This window comes from Microbacterium sp. 22296, assembly GCF_052045385.1.
GTDB lineage: Bacteria > Actinomycetota > Actinomycetes > Actinomycetales > Microbacteriaceae > Microbacterium.
Genome location: NZ_JBQEOS010000011.1, coordinates 32,251 through 53,311, shown reverse-complemented (window position 1 = coordinate 53,311; position 21,061 = coordinate 32,251). Strand labels below are relative to the sequence as shown.

16 protein-coding genes and 1 tRNA gene are annotated in these 21,061 nt (G+C 69.9%); 6 read left to right on the top strand and 11 right to left on the bottom strand.

The window, feature by feature from the left end:
- Nucleotides 1-25 precede the first annotated feature (25 nt).
- The 5 genes from ACTJJP_RS15895 to ACTJJP_RS15875 form a co-directional block, all read right to left on the bottom strand.
- Complete coding sequence (locus ACTJJP_RS15895) at nt 26-700, bottom strand: ferredoxin-NADPH reductase (RefSeq protein WP_440775956.1); 675 nt, start codon at nt 698-700, stop codon at nt 26-28.
- 2 nt (nt 701-702) lie between these two features.
- Nucleotides 703-1,656, bottom strand: coding sequence for a carbohydrate ABC transporter permease (locus ACTJJP_RS15890; protein ID WP_440775955.1), 954 nt, complete (start codon nt 1,654-1,656; stop codon nt 703-705).
- Nucleotides 1,656-2,600: a carbohydrate ABC transporter permease gene (locus ACTJJP_RS15885; protein WP_440775954.1), complete on the bottom strand. Its 945-nt coding sequence runs from the start codon at nt 2,598-2,600 to the stop codon at nt 1,656-1,658. The genes ACTJJP_RS15890 and ACTJJP_RS15885 overlap by 1 nt, the downstream gene beginning before the upstream one ends.
- A gap of 55 nt (nt 2,601-2,655) precedes the next feature.
- A complete protein-coding gene (locus tag ACTJJP_RS15880; RefSeq protein ID WP_440775953.1) occupies nt 2,656-3,957 on the bottom strand; it encodes an ABC transporter substrate-binding protein in 1,302 nt (433 codons plus the stop codon).
- A 53-nt stretch (nt 3,958-4,010) separates the two neighbouring features.
- Nucleotides 4,011-6,005: a DUF2264 domain-containing protein gene (locus ACTJJP_RS15875; RefSeq protein WP_440775952.1), complete on the bottom strand. Its 1,995-nt coding sequence runs from the start codon at nt 6,003-6,005 to the stop codon at nt 4,011-4,013.
- 120 nt (nt 6,006-6,125) lie between these two features.
- Here ACTJJP_RS15875 and ACTJJP_RS15870 point away from each other — a divergent pair, with 120 nt between their 5' ends.
- Together ACTJJP_RS15870 and ACTJJP_RS15865 are read left to right on the top strand one after the other, a co-directional pair.
- Entirely contained in the window at nt 6,126-8,087 is a 1,962-nt protein-coding gene (locus ACTJJP_RS15870; RefSeq protein ID WP_440775951.1) for a heparinase II/III domain-containing protein, read from the top strand.
- Nucleotides 8,084-9,196 (top strand): substrate-binding domain-containing protein, encoded by a 1,113-nt coding sequence (locus ACTJJP_RS15865; protein ID WP_440775950.1) that lies wholly within the window; start codon nt 8,084-8,086, stop codon nt 9,194-9,196. The genes ACTJJP_RS15870 and ACTJJP_RS15865 overlap by 4 nt, the downstream gene beginning before the upstream one ends.
- 155 nt (nt 9,197-9,351) lie before the next feature.
- Here the strand turns inward: ACTJJP_RS15865 and ACTJJP_RS15860 are convergent.
- The 3 genes from ACTJJP_RS15860 to ACTJJP_RS15850 form a co-directional block, all read right to left on the bottom strand.
- Nucleotides 9,352-9,436: transfer RNA gene (locus tag ACTJJP_RS15860), tRNA-Ser, on the bottom strand.
- Nucleotides 9,437-9,512: 76 nt separating this feature from the next.
- A complete protein-coding gene (locus ACTJJP_RS15855) occupies nt 9,513-11,330 on the bottom strand; it encodes an amidase family protein (protein ID WP_440775949.1) in 1,818 nt (605 codons plus the stop codon).
- 41 nt (nt 11,331-11,371) lie between these two features.
- Nucleotides 11,372-12,178, bottom strand: coding sequence for a cohesin domain-containing protein (locus ACTJJP_RS15850; protein WP_440775948.1), 807 nt, complete (start codon nt 12,176-12,178; stop codon nt 11,372-11,374).
- Between the two features lie 208 nt (nt 12,179-12,386).
- Here ACTJJP_RS15850 and ACTJJP_RS15845 point away from each other — a divergent pair, with 208 nt between their 5' ends.
- Nucleotides 12,387-13,637, top strand: coding sequence for a DUF2254 domain-containing protein (locus tag ACTJJP_RS15845; protein ID WP_440775947.1), 1,251 nt, complete (start codon nt 12,387-12,389; stop codon nt 13,635-13,637).
- A gap of 105 nt (nt 13,638-13,742) precedes the next feature.
- Here the strand turns inward: ACTJJP_RS15845 and ACTJJP_RS15840 are convergent, their stop codons facing one another.
- Both ACTJJP_RS15840 and serS read right to left on the bottom strand, forming a co-directional pair.
- Complete coding sequence (locus tag ACTJJP_RS15840; protein ID WP_440775946.1) at nt 13,743-14,642, bottom strand: HAD family hydrolase; 900 nt, start codon at nt 14,640-14,642, stop codon at nt 13,743-13,745.
- Nucleotides 14,639-15,907: a serine--tRNA ligase gene (serS, locus tag ACTJJP_RS15835; protein ID WP_440775945.1), complete on the bottom strand. Its 1,269-nt coding sequence runs from the start codon at nt 15,905-15,907 to the stop codon at nt 14,639-14,641. Before serS ends, ACTJJP_RS15840 begins: the two co-directional genes overlap by 4 nt.
- A gap of 175 nt (nt 15,908-16,082) precedes the next feature.
- Between serS and ACTJJP_RS15830 the strand changes: the two genes are divergently transcribed.
- Both ACTJJP_RS15830 and ACTJJP_RS15825 read left to right on the top strand, forming a co-directional pair.
- A complete protein-coding gene (locus ACTJJP_RS15830; RefSeq protein ID WP_440775944.1) occupies nt 16,083-17,369 on the top strand; it encodes a diacylglycerol/lipid kinase family protein in 1,287 nt (428 codons plus the stop codon).
- Between the two features lie 251 nt (nt 17,370-17,620).
- Entirely contained in the window at nt 17,621-18,991 is a 1,371-nt protein-coding gene (locus ACTJJP_RS15825) for a cryptochrome/photolyase family protein (RefSeq protein ID WP_440775943.1), read from the top strand.
- A gap of 141 nt (nt 18,992-19,132) precedes the next feature.
- On the opposite strand, the gene ACTJJP_RS15820 is transcribed toward ACTJJP_RS15825, so the two are convergent.
- A complete protein-coding gene (locus ACTJJP_RS15820; protein WP_440775942.1) occupies nt 19,133-19,558 on the bottom strand; it encodes an Asp23/Gls24 family envelope stress response protein in 426 nt (141 codons plus the stop codon).
- Nucleotides 19,559-19,728: 170 nt separating this feature from the next.
- Between ACTJJP_RS15820 and ACTJJP_RS15815 the strand changes: the two genes are divergently transcribed.
- Nucleotides 19,729-20,778 carry an LLM class flavin-dependent oxidoreductase gene (locus ACTJJP_RS15815; protein WP_440775941.1) on the top strand — a complete coding sequence of 350 codons (1,050 nt, stop codon included), beginning with the start codon at nt 19,729-19,731 and terminating at the stop codon, nt 20,776-20,778.
- Nucleotides 20,779-21,061 lie beyond the last annotated feature (283 nt).

Genomic DNA, 21,061 nt, shown 5'->3' with positions numbered 1-21,061 from the left:
AGCGTCTTTCTCGGAGTCGGGGGGATCAGCGTGCGGGAACGGGTGCCGGGTCCAGGACCGGGCGAAGGGTGTAGCGGGCGTTGGTCCAGGCGAGGTAGAACGCCGCGGATGCCGTGATGCCGATGCCGATCGCCGGCGCGACGGTGAACACGCCGGCCTGCAAGATCAGCGCCACCAACGAGATCGCGCTGAGGTACCAGCGTCGGAGTCCCAGATAGAGCGCGGCCTTGAGGAGGTCGCGCAGCCGCGCCTCGGGCACCTCCGCCAGGGCGACGAGCGAGATCACGACCGTGTTCACGGTGAGGATCGCGACCACCGCCAGCAGAGGCACGGTGTACACCGCCACGGCCGAGTCGGAGAGGAATCGAACGTCGACGAGGACGATGACGAGGATGACGGAGGCCAGCGCACCGAGTGCCAGTGCCCGTCGCCACGTGTCCCTCAGGCCTGCCAGGAACGCGCGGATCGGGCCGACTCCGACACTCGAGTGCTCGCGGAACGCGCGGAACACGGCCGCGACCACGGGGGCGGTGAGGGGCATCGTCAGCGCGAGCATCGGCCAGGAGAGCGCGGGATCGGTCGTCATCAGGAGGATGAGGAACGGTACGCTTCCGACGGCCAGCAGCACGTTGGAGATCAGGCCGAGGTACAGCATCCCGATGATGCCGGCCCACGTGTCGTGGGAGACGAGATTCTTCATGGTCAGCCCTTGAGCCCGCTGGTCGCGATGCCCTCGACGAAGTACTTCTGGCCGAGCAGGAAGATGATGGCGATCGGGATCACCGAGATGGTGAGACCGGCGAACAGCAGCGCGTAGTTGGTGTCATAGAGGTTGCTGACGAAGCTGCGCAGACCCAGCTGGATGGTCCAGAGGTCGGGGTTGCGCAGGTAGATCAACGGCCCGAGGTAGTCGTTCCAGGTGTTGACGAAGGTGAGCAGGGTCAGGCTCGCCAGCGCCGGGACCGACAGCGGGAGCATGATCTTGCGCCAGATCGCGTACTCGCTGAGTCCGTCGATGCGCGCCGCCTCGGAGAGTTCCTCGGGGATCGTCTCGTAGTACTGCTTCATGAGGAACACACCGAAGGCACCGAACGCCTGCAGGAGCACGACGGCCCACAGGGTGTTGGTGACGTTGAAGTTCGTCAGCAGGATGAACTGCGGGATCATGTACGACTGCCACGGCACGGCGATGGTGCCGATGTAGAGCAGGAAGAGCACGTCGCGTCCGGGGAATCGGATGCGAGCGAACCCGTACGCGGCGAACGAACCCGTCAACACCTGCAGCGCGGTGACGACGACCGACAGGAACAGCGTATTGCGGATCCACGTGAGGATGTTCGACTGCGACCAGATGTCGACGTAGTTCTGCCAGACGAAGGTCTCCGGAATCCAGGTCAGCGGGATGGAGAAGACCTCGTTCGCGGACTTCAGCGAGCTCATGACCATCCAGAAGAACGGCATGAGCAGCGCCGCGGCGAAGACGAGGAGGGCGACGTAGCCGGCGATCCGAGCCGCACGACGCGCCGGAGTCAGGGGCGGGGCGTCGACGGGACGCTGACCGCCGCCGGCGAGCTTGAAGAGGCCGCGGCGCGGAGGGGGCGGCGCGACGATGCTCACCGTCTTGAGGTCCTGGGTGGGGGTGGCTGTACCGACCATCAGGTGCTCCGCTTCTTGTTCCACACGAACTGCACGACAGTGACGATGATGCAGAGGAAGAACAGGGCGACCGACGCCGCGGAGGCGTAGCCGTACTGGCTCTCCTCGAATCCCTTGCGGAAGATGAACTGCGACAGCACGAGCGTCGATTGCCCGGGGCCGCCCTCCGTCATCACGAGGATGAGATCGAAGATCTTGAACGAGTTGATGGTCAGCATCACGGTGACGAAGAACATCGTGGGGCGGAGGCAGGGGATGGTGACGTTCACGAACCGCTGCCACACGTTGGCCCCGTCCATGCGGGCCGCTTCGTGCAGCTCGCGGGGGACGGTCTGCAGCCCTGCCAGGAAGAGGATCATGTAGTAGCCCATGTCGCGCCAGGTGCTGACGACGACGACGGCGGGCATGGCCCATTCGGGCGAGGTGAGCCAGCCCGGGGGGTTCTGGATGCCGAGGAAGCGCAGGCTCTCGTTGATGGGGCCGTACTCCGGGCTGAACAGCAGGTTCCAGACCACGGCGATCGCGACGATGGATGTGATGTAGGGGAAGAACGCGGCGGTGCGGAAGAACGCGACGCCGCGCAGCTTGTTGTTCAGCAGCAGCGCCAGCCCCAGCGACACGATGATCGTCAGGGGGATGTGCAGCACGGAGTAGTACAGGGTGTTGATGACCGAGATCTGGAAGCTTCCGTCACCGATCAGTCGCTGGTAGTTGGTGAAGCCGATCCAGTCGGCCTTGCCGAACACGTTCCAGTTCGTGAACGACATGTAGAACAGCACGACGATGGGGACCAGCGTCAGCAGGCCGAAGCCGAGGAAGTTCGGGAGGATGAAGCTCCACCCGACGAGGGTGTTGCGCATCTTCAGCCGCGACCGTCGACGGCGGTCGGGCGCGACCGGCGGCTGCGGGGCAGTTCCGTGGTCAGTGGCGGCGATGCTCGCCATGAGTGCCTCCAGGCAGGTAGGGGGGAGGTGGTGGCCGGCTNGGCCACGGGGAGGGTCAGCCCAGGCCGACCTCGTTGGCGACGCGGTTCTGCGCGTCGGTGATGGCGGCATCCACGGAGGTCGATCCGGAGAGGATCGCCGAGTGCATGTCGAGAAGGATGTTCTGGATGGCGGCAGCCTTGTTCGACGTCGGGTTCTCGGGGTGCGTGTCGTGCTCGGCGAAGGCGAAGCGGGACAACTCGTCCTGCGGTGCACCCTCATTGCTGAAGTAGGTCTCGACGACCCCGTCCGTCAGCAGCGCGGGGGTGATGCCGATACCGGCGAGCAGCTGCGCGGCCTCTTCGCTCGAGGCGAAGGCGAGGAAGTCCTTGGCCGCCTGCACCTTCTCGTCGGCGATCCCGGCGTTGATGCCGAAGCCGGTCGGGTCGCCGAAGGTGACGGGGGTATTGGTGGTGCCGGTGGTGGAGGCGTCGGCCTGCGGGATCGGCGCGATGCCCCACTCGAAGGTGTTGGCGTCACCCGATGCCTGCTGGGCGATGAGGGTCGCGACGTACCAGGTGCCCATGGGGAGCATGGCGGCGTTCTGGGTGCCGAACTCGCCCTGGTAGGTCAGCTGGTTGGCGGTGCTGGTGTTGAAGGCGACCTGGTCGCCGTCGTCCTGCAGGCCGAGCACGCGCTCGTAGTACGGAGCCATGTAGTCGTACTCGCCGCTGAGGATGTCGCCGTCCTGCTGCGCGTTGGCGAAGCCCTGGACGGTGGACTGCCAGCGGTGCTGGTAGGTGCCCTTCGCGGTACCGCCCGCCGCGGCGATGCCGTCGGTCAGCTGCGCGGCGGCCGCGTCGTAGTCGGCCCACGTCCAGCTCCCGTCGGGCTCGGCGACGCCGGCCTGGGCGAAGAGGGCCTTGTTGTAGAACAGGACCCAGGAGTCCTGACGGTACGGCACGGCGTACTGCGTGCCGTCGACCTGGTACGACGATGCACCGCCGATCTCGTCCGACAGCGCGACGTCGGAGACGTCGAGCAGCTGGCCCCCTTCGACCAGGGTCGGGAGGTACTTCACCTCTTTCTGCGTGATGATGTCCGGACCCGACCCGGCGGCGAGGTCGGTGGTGAGAAGGGTGTTGTAGTCGGCGGCGTCGTAGCCGGTGACCTCGACGGTGACGTCGGGGTTCTTCTCCGAGAACGCGTCGGCGAGCAGCTGGAACTCGGGCGTGGTGTCCAGGGCCCACCCCGAGAGGGTGAGGGTGACCGGACCGCCGGGCTCTGCGGCATCGCCGGTGGATCCGCCGCTGCACGCGGTGAGCGAGAGCGTTGCAACAGTGATGACGCCGGCTGCGGCAGCGTACGTGCGCTTCATTCTTGGTTACTCCTTCGTAAGGTCGGGCGCCCCACCTTCGGGGACCCTCGGGATTATCGACTCGCGACCGCGGTGATGCCGGTCTGCGCGAGACGACTGGTGGTGACCGTGGCATCCGGCCAAGTGATGGTGACGAGACGCGTCCCGTCGTGTTCCACCGACCCGGACAGCGCCCTCGGCGCGTCGTCGTCGGCGGCGAGCCCGATGAGGGCGTGCAGCCACTCCCCGACGAGCAGGGGGTACTCGGCGACGGGGACGGCGGACCGGGGACCCAGGGGGCTGGCATCCACGCGGTGTTCGATTCGCGCCCGGGCCTCGGCGTGGAGGGCGACGAGAGAGCTGCGCACGGCACCGGAGCGGGCGAGCGCCTGAGCGCCGTCGACGTCGGAGTCCGTGTCATCCCCCGAGACAGCCCAGCCGCCGACTCGCATGCGGAGCTCCCGCGCGTCCAGATGCGGTTCGAGCGAGACGACGCGGGTGAGACGCATCTCCCACGGTCCGCGCAGGAGCGAATGCACTTCGACCACCCCGGCCACCTCCACCTCGCCGACCAGGCCGGAGCCGTGTCGGTGAACACTGGGAGCCGCGGTGATCCAGTGCGCGGCGGAAACGGATGCGGCGATGGCGACGTGTCCGCCGGCGTCGTGCTGCACGCGTGTGTCGATGAGCCGCATGGCGGCGCGGTGGGTGGCGCGGCCGTGCCCGTCGACGATGCTCACGCTCTGCTCGAGGGGCTCCTCCCACGCTCGCTCGTTCGCCAGGGGCGCCGCGGCCGTGGAGTATCCGATCCGGGCGTACAGCGGGGAATCCCCGACCAGCGCCCCTTCGACGGCGTGGTCGGTTCCGTGGTTGGCGATGCGGACGATGCCGTCGGCATCCGTCCCCGAGACGACCCATCCGGGCGCCGCGATCGCGCGCAGGTAGTCGCCGCGCTCGATGGGAAGCGGCTCCGCCTCGGCGACCCACACCGGGTGGTCAGCCGGGAGCATCACCCCGAGCAATCCTTTGACGGCCCAGTACGGCGACCCGGGTCCGGAGTAGGACTGCGCGAGGTCGCGCCATTCGCCGTGCCATCCGAGCGTCAGGATGTCGCGCTCGTCCGGCGCACCGGCGTCGTCGAAGTGGCGCACGACCTTCTCGGCCGCGTGGCGGAGAGTCCCGAGGGACATCGAGCGGACACCGGCGAGCACCCCTGCCCAGAACGGAGCGGCGGCGGCGAAGCGGTAGACGAGGCTGCGTCCTTGCATCAGGGGGGATCCGTCGGCGCCGACCAGGCGGACGGCGTCCTCGAGGTACCGGTCGAGCCCGGCGACATCGGCGATGCGCCCGGCCGCGAGATCCGCAGCCCCCCGCATGCGGGGCCAGAGGATGGGGTAGACGTGCAGCGCCCACCCGACGTAGTGGTCGTAGGAGCGCTCGAACCCGTCGGAGATCCACCCGTCGACTCGGGTCAGCTCGTCGTGGAGCGCGAGGTCTGCGGCGATGTCGTCCGTCGACCACGGCCCCCCGACGGAACGGAGGAAGGTCTGGACGACGACGCGGAACCACAGCCAGTTGGTCTTCGGGTAGGTGTCGTCTCCGACGACCGGAGCCAGGTAGTCGATGACGCGCTGCCGGGTGACATCGTCCAACCGGTCCCAGATCCACGGCCGGGTCATGTCGAGCGCCACGGCGAGGGATGCGGCCTCGACCTTGGCCTGGGGGTGCTCGTCCATGCGCACCCACCGGTCCGCAGCGGCCGGGTCGACCCCGTTCTCGACGCCGCGACGATAGAACTCCGCGAGATCCTCGAGGCCGTGACCGTCGTCGCCGGCGAGCCGGAACGCGGCCAACAGGAAGGTGCGGGCGAACCCCTCGAGTCCGTCGACCGCACGACCGTATCCGCCCTCGGCACCCGGGAATGTGATGCGAGCGTTGTTCTCGGATGCGTGATCTCGCGCGGCTGCGAGGAGGCGATCGGCGAAGTCCGTCCAGTCGCGGCGCGCCCAGCCCGAAGCGGACGACGAGACCGTCGTGCTCTGGGATGAAGGGTGCGATGTAACGGACACGGGATCTCCTTTGAACTCGCCTCAAGCGACCGTTTCAGGAGCGTATCAACGCGAATCGTTCATTGCAACGTCGTTTTAATTTTGTTATGATCGCTTCTGATCGTTTCAAGGATGGGACCGATGACGCTCACCCCTTTTCCGCACACCGAGTTCTCCGGCGCTCTCGCTGCGCACTGGCACGCTCAGGATGCCGTCGGCGTCAGCGAGAGACTCGCGGACACCTTGCGCCGGACCCTGCGCCGACCCGAGGACGCCCTCCCCGTCGCGCCCGCGAGCGATCGCGACGTGTGGGGCGCAGAGGGAAGCGTCGATAGGTCCGCCGTGGCGGCGGTGCTCGCGCGGGCTTCGCACGATGTCGGGACCGCGTGGCAGGTCGCTCTCGCGAGCGCAGCGGCGCGCGTGCACGGCGACGGGGATCGGGACAGCTGGGAGTCGGTCGTCTTCGAACGTCAGCGACGGCTCAGCCGTGCGGTCGTCGCCGCGGCGGTCACGGCGGAACGACGTTGGCTCGACGAGGTGCTGGACGGCGTGTGGCTCCTCTGCGAGCAGACCTCGTGGTGCTGGCCGGCACACGACGACGCCCTCGCCTCAGGCTCCGTTCTCGCCCTCCCGGAGAAGCCGTTCCTCGATCTCGGCGCCGGAGAGGTGGCAGCGCAGCTCGCCTGGGTCGACCACGTGCTGGGCGAGGCACTGGAGGCGGCGTACCCCGGAGTCCGCGCACGCATCCGCCATGAGGTTCGCCGACGCGTCCTCGACCCGTTCCAGACGCGCAGGGACTGGCACTGGATCGGTCTCGACGGCGACGTCCACAACTGGAACCCCTGGATCCACGGCAACGTGATCACGGCGGCGCTCCGCCTGCTCGACGCCCCGGAGGAGAGCGAACGGCGCTGCGGCATCATCGCCCTCGCCCTCGAGGGCATGGACAGGTACGTCACCGCCCTCCCCCTCGACGGCGCCATCGACGAGGGGTACGGATACTGGTGGAACGGCGCATGCCGGGCACTGGAAGCGCTCGAGATGGTGTCCTTCGCCACGGAGGGCCACCTCGATGCAGCCCACGTACCGGCGCTGGCGGCGACCGTCGCCTTCCCGCACCGCTCGCACCTCGGCGGCGATTGGTACCTCAATCTCGCGGACGGACAGGCCAAGCCGCCGAGCGACCAGCCCTGGCACGCGCTGCACCGCAGCGCGCGGGCCGCCGGGGATCGGGATGCCGTCGCGCACGCAGCAAGCCACCGCGGCCGCGGGATACCCGCCGCGACCGAGACCTTCGGGCTGGGCCGGCTTCTCCGCGGTATCACGGACACCGACTGGATCGAGGCGACCGCCGCGCCGGCGCCGCTCGTCGGCCGCGTGTGGCTACCGTCCACCGAAGTGCTTCTCGCGCGCGGGCGGAGCGGCTCGACCGCCGGTCTCACCGTGGCGGTGAAGGGCGGCCACAACGGCGAGCACCACAATCACAACGACGTCGGCAGCTTCGTCATCGCCTCCGACGGCGTTCCCGTCGTCGTCGACGTCGGGAGGCCGACGTACACGAAGCAGACCTTCGGACCGGATCGATACGACATCTGGACGATGCAGAGCGCCTGGCACAACGCACCCGTGATCGCCGGACGGCAGCAGAGTCCCGGTTCCGACTACCGAGCCCGCGATGTCACCGTCACCCTCGACGAGGCGATCGTCGAGTGGTCCGCCGACCTGGCCGGGGCCTACCCCGACGGAACGGCCGCGTCCTGGCGGCGTCACGTCTCGTTCGCCGACGGCCGCGTCCTGGTTCGCGACAAATGGCGCAGCGCCGTCGGAGCGGCTCACCGATGGCACCTCGTGCTCGCTGGCAAAGTGGACGTCGACGCCACCGGCGCGAAAGCGCACGTCGAGCCGCTCGCCGGCGCGTTCCCCGTCGTCATCCGCTGGCCTGCGGGCGTGAGGAGCACCGTGACGCGACGCGACCTGGTGGACCCCCTGCTCACCGAGGTGTGGGGCGCACGCCTCACCCGTCTCGAGCTCGACGTCTCCGACCGCCCCGACGTGGTCGTAACCTTCGAAACATACCCTGCAACCACCGAGGAAACCCGATGACGAATCAGGCTGCGGCCCCTCTCGCCGCCGAACGACGCACCCACGTTCTAGCCATCCTCCATCGCGAAGGCGCCGTACGTGTGTCCCAGCTCGTCGACGAGTTGGGGGTCGCTCCCGTCACGTTGCGGCGCGATCTGGCGCAGATGGAATCCGAGGGCCTGCTGGAGCGCGTGCACGGGGGCGCCGTCGCACCCGCGGCCGGTCTCTCGGCTCCGGCCTCGGACGCAGCCCCGCCGGTATCCGTCGCACCGACGGCATCCGTCGCCATGCTGGTGCCGTCGCTGAACTACTACTGGCCCGGGGTCGTGCGCGGCGCGGAGGCCGCCGCCGCCCGTCTCGGCCTGGGTGTCGTCTTGCGCGGAGCCTCGTACGAGCTGCAGGACGAGCGGCCCGTGCTCGAGCGTCTCGTCCACACCGATGGCGTGCGCGGCCTGATCGTGGCCCCGAACACCGACACCGCGCACGCCCAGGACGTCGTGCAGTGGCTCATCGACACGGGCGTACCCAGCGTGCTCGTCGAACGGGAGGCGACGGCCTTGCCCGGTGGCGCACCCGTGGAGTCTGTCACCACCGACCACGCCCTCGGCGCCGTCCTGGCCGCGCGACACCTCGCCGCGCTGGGCCACCGTCGCGTGGGCCTCATCATCTCGCGCGACTCCCCCACCTCGCGCAAGATCACGGCGGGGTGGCATGCCGCCTGCATCGAGCTGGACCTGACCCCGAGCGACCATTTCGAATCGATGCTGCCTCCCCGCACCAGCCCCGAATTCTCCGCGGTCGTCGACGCGACCCTCGACGCGGCACTCACCAACGGCGTCACGGCCCTGGTGGTGCACTCCGACCCCGAGGCCATGGCCTTCGTGGACCTCGCCCTCAACCGCGGCATCTCGGTGCCGGGCGACCTGTCGATCGTCGCGTACGACGACGAGATCGCCGAGCTCTTCTCACCCGCGCTGACCGCCGTGGCCCCGCCCCGGCGCGCCGTCGGCGAAGCGGCCATCGACCTCGTCGCGCGTCGGATGGAAGACCCGGACCGGCCGATCCACCGCGTGATCCTCAGCCCGCGCCTGAACGTGCGGGGCTCGACCGCTTCGCCGCTGCAGCGCTAATCCGGCGGAGGGTGTGGGATTCTCCCCACCGCCCCTCCACGCGTCGCTCCGCGACGCGCGGAGCCTCCGGCGGCGTGGGCCCAACGACGTTCTCATCCCGCTCAGCCGGTCTTAACGACGGAAGCGGCCCCCTGCGGGAGCCGCTTCCGTCGTTGCGGAGGGTGTGGGATTCGAACCCACGGGACATTGCTGCCCACTGGTTTTCAAGACCAGGTCCATCGGCCGCTCGGACAACCCTCCCGGACGCCCCGAGTCTACCGAGGAGCGAGCTCGGGTCGCACGCGGCCGCGTGCCCGGCGGNGAGCCGCCGCACGGGTCAGCCGAGCGGACCGTACGCCGCCGGCGTCGTCCGGGCGTGCGTCGCCTGCTCGAACGAGTAGGCGAGACCGAGGAGCGGACCCTCGGCGAAGTCGCGCCCGAGGAACTCGAGGTTCACTCCCCCGGTCGAGGCCTCCCCCGCCATACCCTGGCCCATCGGCACGGTCACCGCGGGGAGCCCGGTGTTGGGGCTCAGACGCATGTTCGTGCCGATCGTGGAGTAGGGGTTGCCGCTCGGGTAGATCACGGCATCCAGGTCCTGGTCATCCATCAGCGCGGTCATGATCTGCTTGCCGCGCGCCAGCTGCAGGGTGTGCGTCCCCTCGGGGCCCGCCCAGGCCTGGTAGGTCTCCTCGGTGATGGCGGCGCGTGCGCCGTAGGGGCTCTCGGCGCGGCCGGGCACGATGTTCGGCGACTGCGAGATCTCGAGCAGGCTCCGGGTCGTCACCGCGGGGTTGAGGTACGCGGCGATGTAGTCGTTCAGGTCGTGGTTGAATTCCGGACCGCTGCCGCTGCCCTCGCCCACGATCGCGGCGAAGCCCTCGGGCGCGGTCACCTCGACCACCGTGGCGCCCCGCGCTTCGAGCGAGGCCCGCGCCTGGGTGAACAGGCGCTGCGTGATCGGGTCGGTGCCGAGCATCGACGCGATGTAGCCGATCTTCTTTCCCGCGAGCGCGTCCGCGTCGAGGTACGACGTGTAGGTGTCGGGGACCTTGCCCTCCTGCCGGGCCGTGACGGGGTCGCCGGCGTCCTGGCCCACGACGGCGTCGAGGGCGACCGTCGCGTCGAGCACCGAGCGGGCCATCGGTCCTCCGGTGTCCTGCGACAGCGCGAGGGGCACGATGCCGTCGCGGCTGGCGAGGCCGACCGTGGGACGCACGCCCACGAGCTGGTTGTACGTCGACGGGATGCGGATCGAGCCGCCCGTGTCGGTGCCGAAGCCGAGCCCCGCGAGGTTGGCGGCGATCGCGGCGCCGGTGCCGCCGCTGGAGCCGCCCGAGGTCTTCGTGGTGTCGTATGGGCTCGACACGGTCAGCGCCGTGCCCGCCGGCTGGAGGGCCGACCACTGCGACGACAGGTTGATGGCGAACTCGTCCATCGAGGCCTTCGCCACGATGACGGCGCCGTCGGCGCGCAGACCCTCGACCATGGTCGCATCCGTGGTCGTCTGGTTCGCGTTCCAGCATCCGCAGCCGGCCGTGGTCGGCATGTCGACGGTGTTGTAGTTGTCTTTGAGGGCGACCGGGATGCCGAGGAGCATGCTCGTCATCCCCTTCTCGGCGCGCACGGCGTCGGCCTCGGCCGCAGCCTGCAGCGCCACCGTGCTCGTGGTGATGATGGAGTTCAGCGGACGCCCTCCGTCCTGCCGTACCACCTTGTCGTAGGCCGCGATGCGGTCGAGGTACTGCTGCGTGAGCGACACCGAGGTGACCACGCCCGCGTTCATGGCGGCCTGCATCGACACGGTGTCGGCCTCCACGAGCTCGAACGGACCGTCGTCGTAGATCACGCGCTGCGAGAGCAGAGCGAGATCGGATGCCGTGACGGCACCGTCGTCGTCCAGGTCGGCGGCCGCGGCATCCGACCATCCGGCATCGTCGGACGTGAGCCCGATCCCCGCGGCGAGCATGCCGAGATCGGCCTCGGTCACCTGGTCGTCGCCGGTGAGGTCGAGCTCCGTGTAGTACGGCGCGAGGAACGGTGCCGCCGTGGGCGCCGGTGCCGCGGTGGCGGCGGCGGGAGCGACGAGAGCACCGGCTGCGACGACGCCGAGAGCGGTCGCGACCGCGAGGGCACGTCGGGACAGGGGGGTCATGACGGATCCTTCACGAGACGGGGCGGACGAAGGGCGGGCGCTCACTCGCGCACCCCCTGACGGCGACGGGCGACCAGCAGACCTCCGGCGGCGAGGAGCACGACACCGACCGCGCCGGATGTCAGCCAGGCGGCAGCGTCGGCACCGGTCGTCGCGAGGGCGGACCCTCCGGACCCCGCGGCGGCCGACCCGGTCGGCGGCGGCGACGCGGATGCCGTCGGTGCGGGGGTCGCCGTCGCGGTCGGGGTCGGGGTCGGGGTCGGGGTCGGCGTCGCGGTGGCGGTCGGCGACGGTGTCGCGGTCGGCGACGGTGTCGGCGCGGGGACCGCGGTGAGGGAGAGCGTCGCCGACGCCCCGGCGGCGCTGGTCGACACCTCACCCGTCGACGAGACCAGACGCGCGGCCGAGAGTTCGATGCGCGCCGTGCCGACGGCGAGCACGCGCACCGGCACGCTCGCGAGAACGATCCGGCCGGTGCTCGACAGTCCGGGCGATGTGCCGAGGCGCGTGTGGGTGATCGTCACCTCTCCCGGCGCGGCGACGGCGGAGGTGAAGCCCCCGTCCGGTCCGGTCGGGTCGTCGCCCGTCGGCTCGAGAAGGAGATCGTCGGCGGACAGCACGAGGTCGTACGCGTACAGGTCGCTGACGCCCGATCCGCTGACGGTCACGACGACGGTGTCGCCCACCGCGGCGGTCGGGGACGCGACGTCCACGGTGAGGACGGCGGCCGGCGGGGCGGCGTGCGCCGCGGGCGCGACGCAGAGCGGCCCGAAGAGGGCGAAGGCCGCCACGAGGACGACGCCGAATCGGCGCATCCTCGATCGGCGGGGAGATGTGGTCGTGGACATGCGTGCGCAGGCTCCTCGAGTGAGACGGGAACGATCGTCAACCACGGGGGACTTTCGGCATCCGATCGAAGGGGATGCTCAGACCCTGACACCGACACATGTCCGACAAGTTGCGGGACGTTTCGCCAACGTGTCGGGCGGGAGATGCTGCGCGTCCTGGCCGTCCAGCCCCGAACCGCCCGGCACCCGACGGGATATCGTCAGCGGAATGGCCACATCGACGCGCAGCTCCCTGGCATCCTTCTTCCTCCGCCTCGGGAGACAGGTGTGGGTGCGGGCGGCGTCGTTCACCCTCATCGCCGTCGTGGTCGCCCTGGCGGCCAACTATCTCGGCCCCCTCCTGCCGTTCGAGTTCGGGATCGATCTCGCCCAGAACTCCGTGGGCTCGCTGCTGCAGATCATCGCCACGGCGATGCTCACCGTCAGCACCTTCTCGGTGACGGCGATGGTCACCGCGTTCTCGGCGGCCACGACCACCGCGACCCCGCGTTCGACTCCGCTGCTCATCGCCGACCCCACGTCGCAGAACGCCGTTTCGACCTTCATCGGGGCGTTCACCTTCTCGCTCGTCGGAATCGTCGCCCTCTCGACCGGCTACTACGAGCCGCAGGGGCGCACCATCCTGTTCGTCGCGACCCTGGTGGTCATCGCGCTCGTGGTCTTCACTCTGCTGAGATGGATCTCGCACCTGTCGACGTTCGGGCGCATGGCGGATGTCATCGATCGCGTCGAGAAGGCCGCGACCATCTCGCTTGAGCTGCACGCGGAGTCGCCGACTCTCGGCGCACGTCCGGCCGTCATCGAGCCCGCGGATGCCGCCGCCGTGCACGCCGAGAAGGTCGGATACGTCACGCACATCGACGTCGCCGGCCTCGACCGCCTCGCGAAGCAGCACGAGATCGAGGTGCACGTGCGAGCGACCCCCGGGCGCATCGCCGATGCCCGCGTGCCCCTCGCCGTCGTCGCCGGGGACGTCGACGATGCCGTCCGTGCCGGCATCCGTCGAGCCTTCCGCATCGAGCACCACCGCACGTTCGAGCAGGATCCGCGGTTCGGTGTCATCGCCCTGACCGAGATCGGCAGCCGCGCCCTGTCCGCCGCGACCAACGACCCGGGGACCGCGATCGACGTGATGGCCGCGCTGCAGCGGGTCTTCACCCGCGGTCTGACCACTCCGACCTCCACGGGGGTCGAGTACGACCGGGTCTTCGTCCGCGCGCCGTCACTCGCCGACCTGGTCGACGACGCCTTCCGCCCCCTGGCGCGCGACGGCGCGGCCGACGTCGAGGTGCAGGTGAGGCTGCAGAAGTGCCTCGCCTCGCTCGCGGCGACCGCCCCCGCTCGCGCCGGGGTGTTCCAGGATGCCGCGCGCGCGGCATACGAACGCAGTCGGCGCGAACTCCACCGGGCGGACGGGCGGACGCTGCGCGCGGCGGTGCGCGAGGCGTGGGGGCGCTGAGGACGATCGGGGTCGGGCCCCACCGCGACCGGCTCGGCGGCCGACGCGAGGATCAGGGGTGGCGAGTCGGGACCGGGAACAGAGTGCCGACGCGCACGCCTCGTGTCAGAGCGAGCGGAGCGCGGCGGCGACACCGCCCTCGCTGACCGACAGTCCCACTTCGCCGGCCGCGGCATGCACCTCGGGCGGACCCTGGTGCATCGCGATCGCCCGGCCGCCGTTGCGCACGGCCCAGTGCATCATCTCGATGTCGTTGCGCCCGTCACCCATGACGAGCACCCGTTCGGGCGCGATGTCGAGCCAGGCGCGCACCCGCTCGAGCGCGGTCGACTTGTCGACGCCCTGCGGGGCGATGTCGAGCCAGGCCGTCCACCCGATCGCGTAAGAGACCTGGCTGAGGCCGATGCGCTCGACGAGCTGCAGGAAGTCCTGGTCGGTCTGCTCGGGAGCGACCACCACGACACGGCAGACCGCCTGATCCGACAGGCGCTCGAACGGCACCCGGTTGGCGCCGACGAGGTTCCAGTCGTCGAGGTAGTCGGTGAACAGTCGTGTGCCATCGGGCAACTCGACCAGGAAGTGCGCGCCGGCAAGGTGCTCGCCCAGCAACGCCAGCACCTCGGTGGGGTCGAACGTCTCGACGTGGGCCCGTTCGTACGAATCGGAGTCCTCGTCGCTGACGCGTCGCATGATCACCGCACCGTTGGAGCACACCGCGTACTCGGGACGGATGCCGAGACGGTCCATGATCGTGTGCGTGCTGTCCCAGCTGCGCCCGGTGGCGAGCATGACCTCGTGGCCCGCCTCGGCGGCATCCGTCACCGCTTCGACGACACCGGGGCTGAGGGTGTCGTCTTCGAGGAGCACGGTGCCGTCGATGTCGAGGGCGATGAGCATCCGTCCGACAGGGGCGTCGTCTGCCAGGGCGGCGACGACGTCGGCCGCCTCCTGCTTCGGCGCGCTGTCGACGGCGCCGGTGTCGGGGAGAGCGGCCTCGTCGGTCACGCGATCGGCTCCATGACCTCGAGCCCGCCGAGGTACGGCCGCAGCACCTCGGGCACCGCGACCGATCCGTCTTCGCGCTGGTGCGTCTCGAGCAGGGCGACGATCCAGCGGGTGGTCGCGAGCGTGCCGTTCAGCGTCGCGACGGGTTGGGTCTTGCCCCCGCCCTCGGGCCGGAACCGGGTCTCGAGGCGACGCGCCTGGTAGGTCGTGCAGTTGGACGTGCTGGTGAGCTCGCGGTAGGCGTCTTGCGTGGGCACCCACGCCTCGATGTCGAACTTTCGCGCGGCACTGGAGCCCAGGTCACCGGCGGCGACATCGATCACGCGGTAGGCGAGGCCGAGGTCCTGCAGCATGGCTTCCTGCATCGCGACCAGGCGGTCGTGCTCGGACTCGGCATCGGCCGGGTCGATGTAGACGAACATCTCGAGCTTGTTGAACTGGTGCACCCGGATGATGCCGCGGGTGTCTTTGCCGTACGAGCCCGCCTCGCTGCGATAGCAGGTGGACCAGCCCGCGTAGCGCTTCGGCCCCCGCTCGAAGTCGAGGATCTCGTCCATGTGGTAGCCGGCGAGCGGAACCTCGCTGGTGCCCACCAGGTAGAGGTCTTCCTTCGGCAGGTGGTACACCTCGTCGGCGTGCTGGCCGAGGAAGCCGGTGCCGCGCATGACCTCGGGACGCACGAGCGTCGGGGGGATCATCGGGGTGAACCCGGCCTGCAGCGCGCGGTCCAGCGCCAGGGTCATCAACGCGAGCTCGAGGCGCGCACCGATGCCGGTGAGGAAATAGAAGCGGCTGCCCGACACCTTGGTGCCGCGCTCCATGTCGATCGCGCCGAGCTTCTCGCCGAGGGCGAGGTGGTCGAGCGGTTCGAAGTCGTACGCGGGGATCTCGCCGTGGGTGCGGAGCGTGACGAAGTTCTCTTCGCCGCCCGCGGGCACGCCCTCGATGACGATGTTCTCGATCTTCGCCAGCGCCGCGTCGGCGGCGGCCTCGGCCTCGCCGACCGCGTGCTGCGCCGACTTGACCTGTTCACTCAGCTGCTTCGCCTCGGCCACGAGGGCGGCCTTCTCTTCTTTCGGCGCCTGCGCGACACGCTTGCCGTGCGCGTTCTGCGCGGCGCGCAACTCTTCGAAGGCGGTGATGGCGGAGCGGCGGTCGCGGTCGGCGGCGAGGGCGGCGTCCACCGAATCCGGCGACTCGCCGCGGGCGATCTGGGAGCGCTTCACGAGCTCGGGATCTTCACGCAGCAGAGTCAGGTCGATCACGCGTCCATACTATGGTCGGCATCCGACATCGCTTCGTCGTGCGCAGCCTCAACCGGTCGGGCGCGACCGCGGCACGACGGCCCGGTCGACGCGGTGCATGCGGCTCCGGCATCCCCCCGTCAAGCCCGCCCGTCCGGCCGGTCCCGCCGCGGGCGTCGGTCCTAGGGTGGATGCCATGGCCGCCTCTGACGAGCCGCGTGACGACGCGGAATCCCCCCTGATCCCTGCCGACGCTCCCGCCGAGGTGAAGGCGGATGCCGCTGCAGCCGGGGGTTCGGACGAGCACTTCCACTCCGCCCGGCTCGGCGACGACATCGACGACCACCCGCGCAAGAACGTTCCCGACCCCAAGGATGCCGCCGAGCCCGACGACGTCATCCATCAGCCCGACGACATCGCGCCCGATTCGTCGGAAGAGCTGCCCGGCAAGACGCAGCGCGTCGACGTCGACGGCGATGACGCGCCCATGGATGCCGAGGAGGCGCAGAAGAAGCGCGCCGCCCTCGTCTACAACCCCACGAAGGTCGAGCCCGAGGCGCTCCGAGCGCGCGTCGCCGAGCTGGCCGCCGAGGCCGGCTGGGCCGAGCCCCTCTTCTACGAGACGACCGTCGACGACCTCGGCGACGACGCCACCCGCGCCGCCCTCGACGAGAAGGTGGATGCCGTGCTCGTGGCGGGTGGTGACGGCACCGTCCGCGCCGTAGCGGAGGCGCTCACCTCCACCGGCGTGCCCCTGACCATCGTGCCCAGCGGCACGGGCAACCTGCTCGCGCGCAACCTCAACCTCCCGCTCGATGACGGCGACGCGATGATCCGCGCGACCTTCGACGGCTTCGTGCAGAAGACCGACTCCGGCATCGCGCGCATCCGTCGCGCCAACGGCGACGTCGAGGAGCACGGTTTCGTCGTGATGGCCGGGATGGGCCTCGACGCCGCGATGATCCAGAACACCCGCCCCGAGCTGAAGAAGCAGGTGGGCTGGGTGGCATACGTCGACGGCGCCGCCCGCTCTCTTGTCGGCGCGAAGCCGTTCCGGGTGATGTACCAGCTGAACGGTCACCGCCTGCACTCCGCGAAGGTGCACAGCGTGCTCTTCGCCAACTGCGGTGCCCTGCAGGGCGGCGTGGCGCTGATCCCCGACGCCTCCATCGTCGACGGTCGCCTCGACGTGGCCGTTCTTCAGCCGACCGGCATGTGGGGCTGGCTCGGCGTCTGGCGGAAGATCGTGTGGGACAACTCGGTGCTGCGCAAGTTCCGCGCCGGCCGCCGTGTGCTCGAGCGCCGCAAGGACTCGTCGGTGCGCTACCTCCGCGGCACGGGTATCGAGCTGGCGACGGCCCCCGCGCAGCCGATCGAGCTGGACGGCGACGAGTTCGGCGAGGCGACGCGCATCTACACGCGCATCGTCGCCGGCGGTCTCGCCGTGGCGCTGCCTAAGGGGCACGACGTCTCGAATCTCTGACGCGCAGCGGACTCTTCCCGGCCGCTTCGCCTCCGCCCGGCATCCGGCAGTCGGCGAGATCACACGATCGGCTCGAGAGCGCACGATCCGGTCACCCCACGTCGGGTGACCTCGGCACGGGCGTGTGATCTCGCGACCAAGTCGGCGCGGCCGGCGGGGCCCGGCCGGCGGTCGCGGGGCAGGCGCGGCGCGGGTGGCGCTGACGGTGTCAAGCCCGAAAACGGGGATGCCGCGGCGGATAGCGTCGAGGGATGTCTTCGCCCTCGATCGTCTGGTTCCGCGACGACCTCCGGCTCTCCGACAACCCGGCGTTGCGTGCGGCGCTCGACCGCGACGAACCGATCGTGGCGCTGTACATCCTCGACGAGGAGTCCGACGGCGTCCGCCTCATCGGCGGGGCTGCGCGCTGGTGGTTGCACGGGTCGTTGGCATCCCTCGGCGAGCGCCTGAGCGAACGCGGCTCCTCGCTCGTGCTGCGCAGAGGGGAGGCGGCGAAGGTGCTTCCGGCGTTGGTCGACGAGCTCGGCGCCGGCGCCGTGTTCTGGAACCGGCGCTACGGCGGGGTCGAGCGCGACATCGACGCCGGCATCAAGGAGAAACTGCGCGACGACGGCGTGACCGTGGCGTCGTTCGCGGCCAACCTGCTGTACGAGCCCTGGACCGTGCGCACGCAGTCCGACAAGCCCTACGGCGTGTACAGCCCCTTCTCCCGCGCGGTGCAGAAGCTGCCCGCGCCGCGTCCGCCCATGCCGGAAGCCCGCAAGGTACCCGGGGTGTCGGCATCCATCGACTCCGACGACCTGTCGTCGTGGGGCCTCTTGCCGACGAAGCCCGATTGGGCCGGAGGCCTGCGCGAGACGTGGGAGCCGGGCGAGCCCGCGGCCAAGGCGCGCCTGAAGGAGTTCCTCGACGAGGATCTCGGCGACTACTCGAAGTACCGCGACGAATTCGCCGGTGGCGCGACCTCGAACCTCTCCCCGCGTCTGCGATGGGGTGAGCTCAGCCCGTACCAGGTCTGGCACGACACCCTCGAGCACCGCGGTTCGGGCGAGCACGCGAAGAGTGCGGGCGGGTTCCTCTCGGAGGTCGTCTGGCGGGAGTTCGCGTGGCACGTGACATACCACTCACCCGACATCGCCACCGTGAACTGGCGACGCAATTTCGACGCCTTCCCCTGGCCGAAGCTGAACCGTTCGCACCTCGACGCCTGGCAGCGGGGCAAGACCGGCGTCGCCGTCGTGGATGCGGGGATGCGCCAGCTCTGGAAGACCGGCGTCATGCACAACCGGGTGCGCATGGTGACGGCATCCTTCCTCATCAAGAACCTGCTGATCGATTGGCGTCACGGCGAGCAGTGGTTCTGGGACTGCCTCGTCGACGCGGATGCCGCGAGCAATCCGTTCAACTGGCAGTGGGTCGCGGGATCCGGCGCGGACGCCGCCCCGTACTTCCGTGTCTTCAACCCGGAGACGCAGCGCAAGAAGTTCGATTCGCACGATCGATACGTGCGCGAGTGGGCTCCCGAATATCTCGACGAGAACCCCCCGGAGCCGATGGTCGACCTCGGCGAGACGCGTAGGCGCGCACTCGACGCCTACGACCACGTGCGCCACGGCGGCTGACGCCGCTCCCCTCCCGCGGCGGCGGGCTCGCGCCGGGCGGCTCGTGCGCATCGCGTGATCGGCGGTATCCGATCGGCGTCACGGCATCCGGGCACGCAAAAGGGGCGCCACCTCGCGGTGACGCCCCTCTCGGAACGGATGTCAGTTGACGCGCTGCTCGTCGGCATCGTCCTCGTCGTCGTCGCCCGGGATGAAGACGTCGACCACGGTCACGTTGATCTCGGCGACCTTCATGCCCACGAGCTCGGTGATGGCCTGGTGCACGGCCGAGCGGACGTTGGACGCCACGCGCTGCAGCTGCTCGGGGTAGTCCACCTGGATCGCGATGTCGGCGGCGACCTCGGTCTCGCCGACCTCGACGCTCACGCCCTGGGCGTGGTCCTTGGCGCCCACGGCCTGACGGATGTTGCCGATGACGCGAGCGGCGCCGCCACCGAGGGCGTGCACACCGGGGACCTCGGCCGCAGCGATGCCGGCGACCTTGGCGACGACGGCGTCGACGATGACGGTCGAGCCGCCGTCCTTCGTGGCGGGCGTGGGGGTGGCGGTGGTGATGTTCTCGGCCATGTTCGCTTCCTTCCGTCGTTTCCGGAACCGTGTGTTCCGCGATGTCATAGATGAGACGCGGTGAGGAGCGCATTCGTCACGGGATTTTCCTGAGAGAAACCTGGGGACGGATGCCGAGTGGTGACGCACCCGAGAGGAATAGGCCTCACCGCCGCGCCGTTGCATCCGGTGTGTCTGACGTTTCCCCCGCTCTCTCCGTGCTCGACCTCGTCCCCGTCCGCAGCGGGCAGACCAGCGCGCAGGCGGTGAGCGCCGCCCTCGACCTGGTCGAGGTCGCCGATCGGCTCGGCTATCGCCGCTACTGGTTCGCCGAGCACCACAACATGCCCTCGGTGGCCTCCACCACTCCCCCCGTGCTCATCGCCGCGGCGGCCGCCCGCACGAACCGCATCCGCGTGGGCTCCGGCGGTGTCATGCTGCCGAACCATTCCCCGCTCATCGTGGCCGAGCAGTTCGCGGCCCTCGAGGCGATCGCGCCCGGACGCATCGACCTCGGCATCGGGCGCGCCCCCGGCAGCGACCCGGTCATCACGCAGCTTCTGAACCGCTCGGGCACGACCAGCGACGTCTCGCGCTTCCCCGACCACGTGACCGACATCATGGCGCTCACCTCGCCCGAGGGCGCGACGGTGCGTTTCACCTCGGGCACCGAGTATCAGGTGAGGGCGACGCCCGCTGCATCAGGGATGCCGCAGGTGTGGCTGCTCGGATCGAGCGACTACTCCGCGCAGCTGGCGGCGAGCTTCGGTCTGCCCTATGTGTTCGCGAACCATTTCTCGGGCGAGGGGCTCGACCACGCCCTGCGGCTGTATCGCGACCAGTTCGTGCCGAACGAGTCGGGCGAGGGCCCGCGCACCTTCGTCACGGCGAACGTCGTGGCCGCCCCCAACGCCGACGAGGCCGAGGAGCGCGCCCTGCCGCAGCTGCGCATGATGGCGCGCCTGCGCACGAACCGGCCGATGGTGCCGCTCGAGACGATCGAGCAGGCCAAGGCCGACCCCTTCGACGCGATGGCGGAGTCGCTCATGGCCTCGACGCGGCAGAAGTGGTTCGTCGGCACGGGCATCGACGTGCAGGGCCAGCTCGCCGCCTTCGCCGCGCAGCACGGCGTGGACGAGATCATGGTGTCGCCCGTGGCGGGCGCCTACGACGGCGAGGGCTTCGAGGGGCGCGTGCAGACGCTCGAACTCCTCGCGGCACGCGCGGCCGTCGCTGCCTGACGCGCCGCGGGTCGGGTGGCTGAGCTTGTCGAAGCCGCCGGATGCCCGCGGGTCCCCGGCCCTTCGACAAGCTCAGGGACCTCGCGAAGCGCGGGACCCGGCCCTTCGACAAGCTCAGGGACCCGAGATGCGAGGTGGCTCAGCCTGTCGAAGCCACCGAACCCCCCGCGGGCCCCCGGCCCTTCGACAAGCTCAGGGACCTCGCGAAGCGCGGGACCCGGGCCCTTCGACAAGCTCAGGGACCCGAGATGCGAGGTGGCTGAGCCTGTCGAAGCCACCGAAC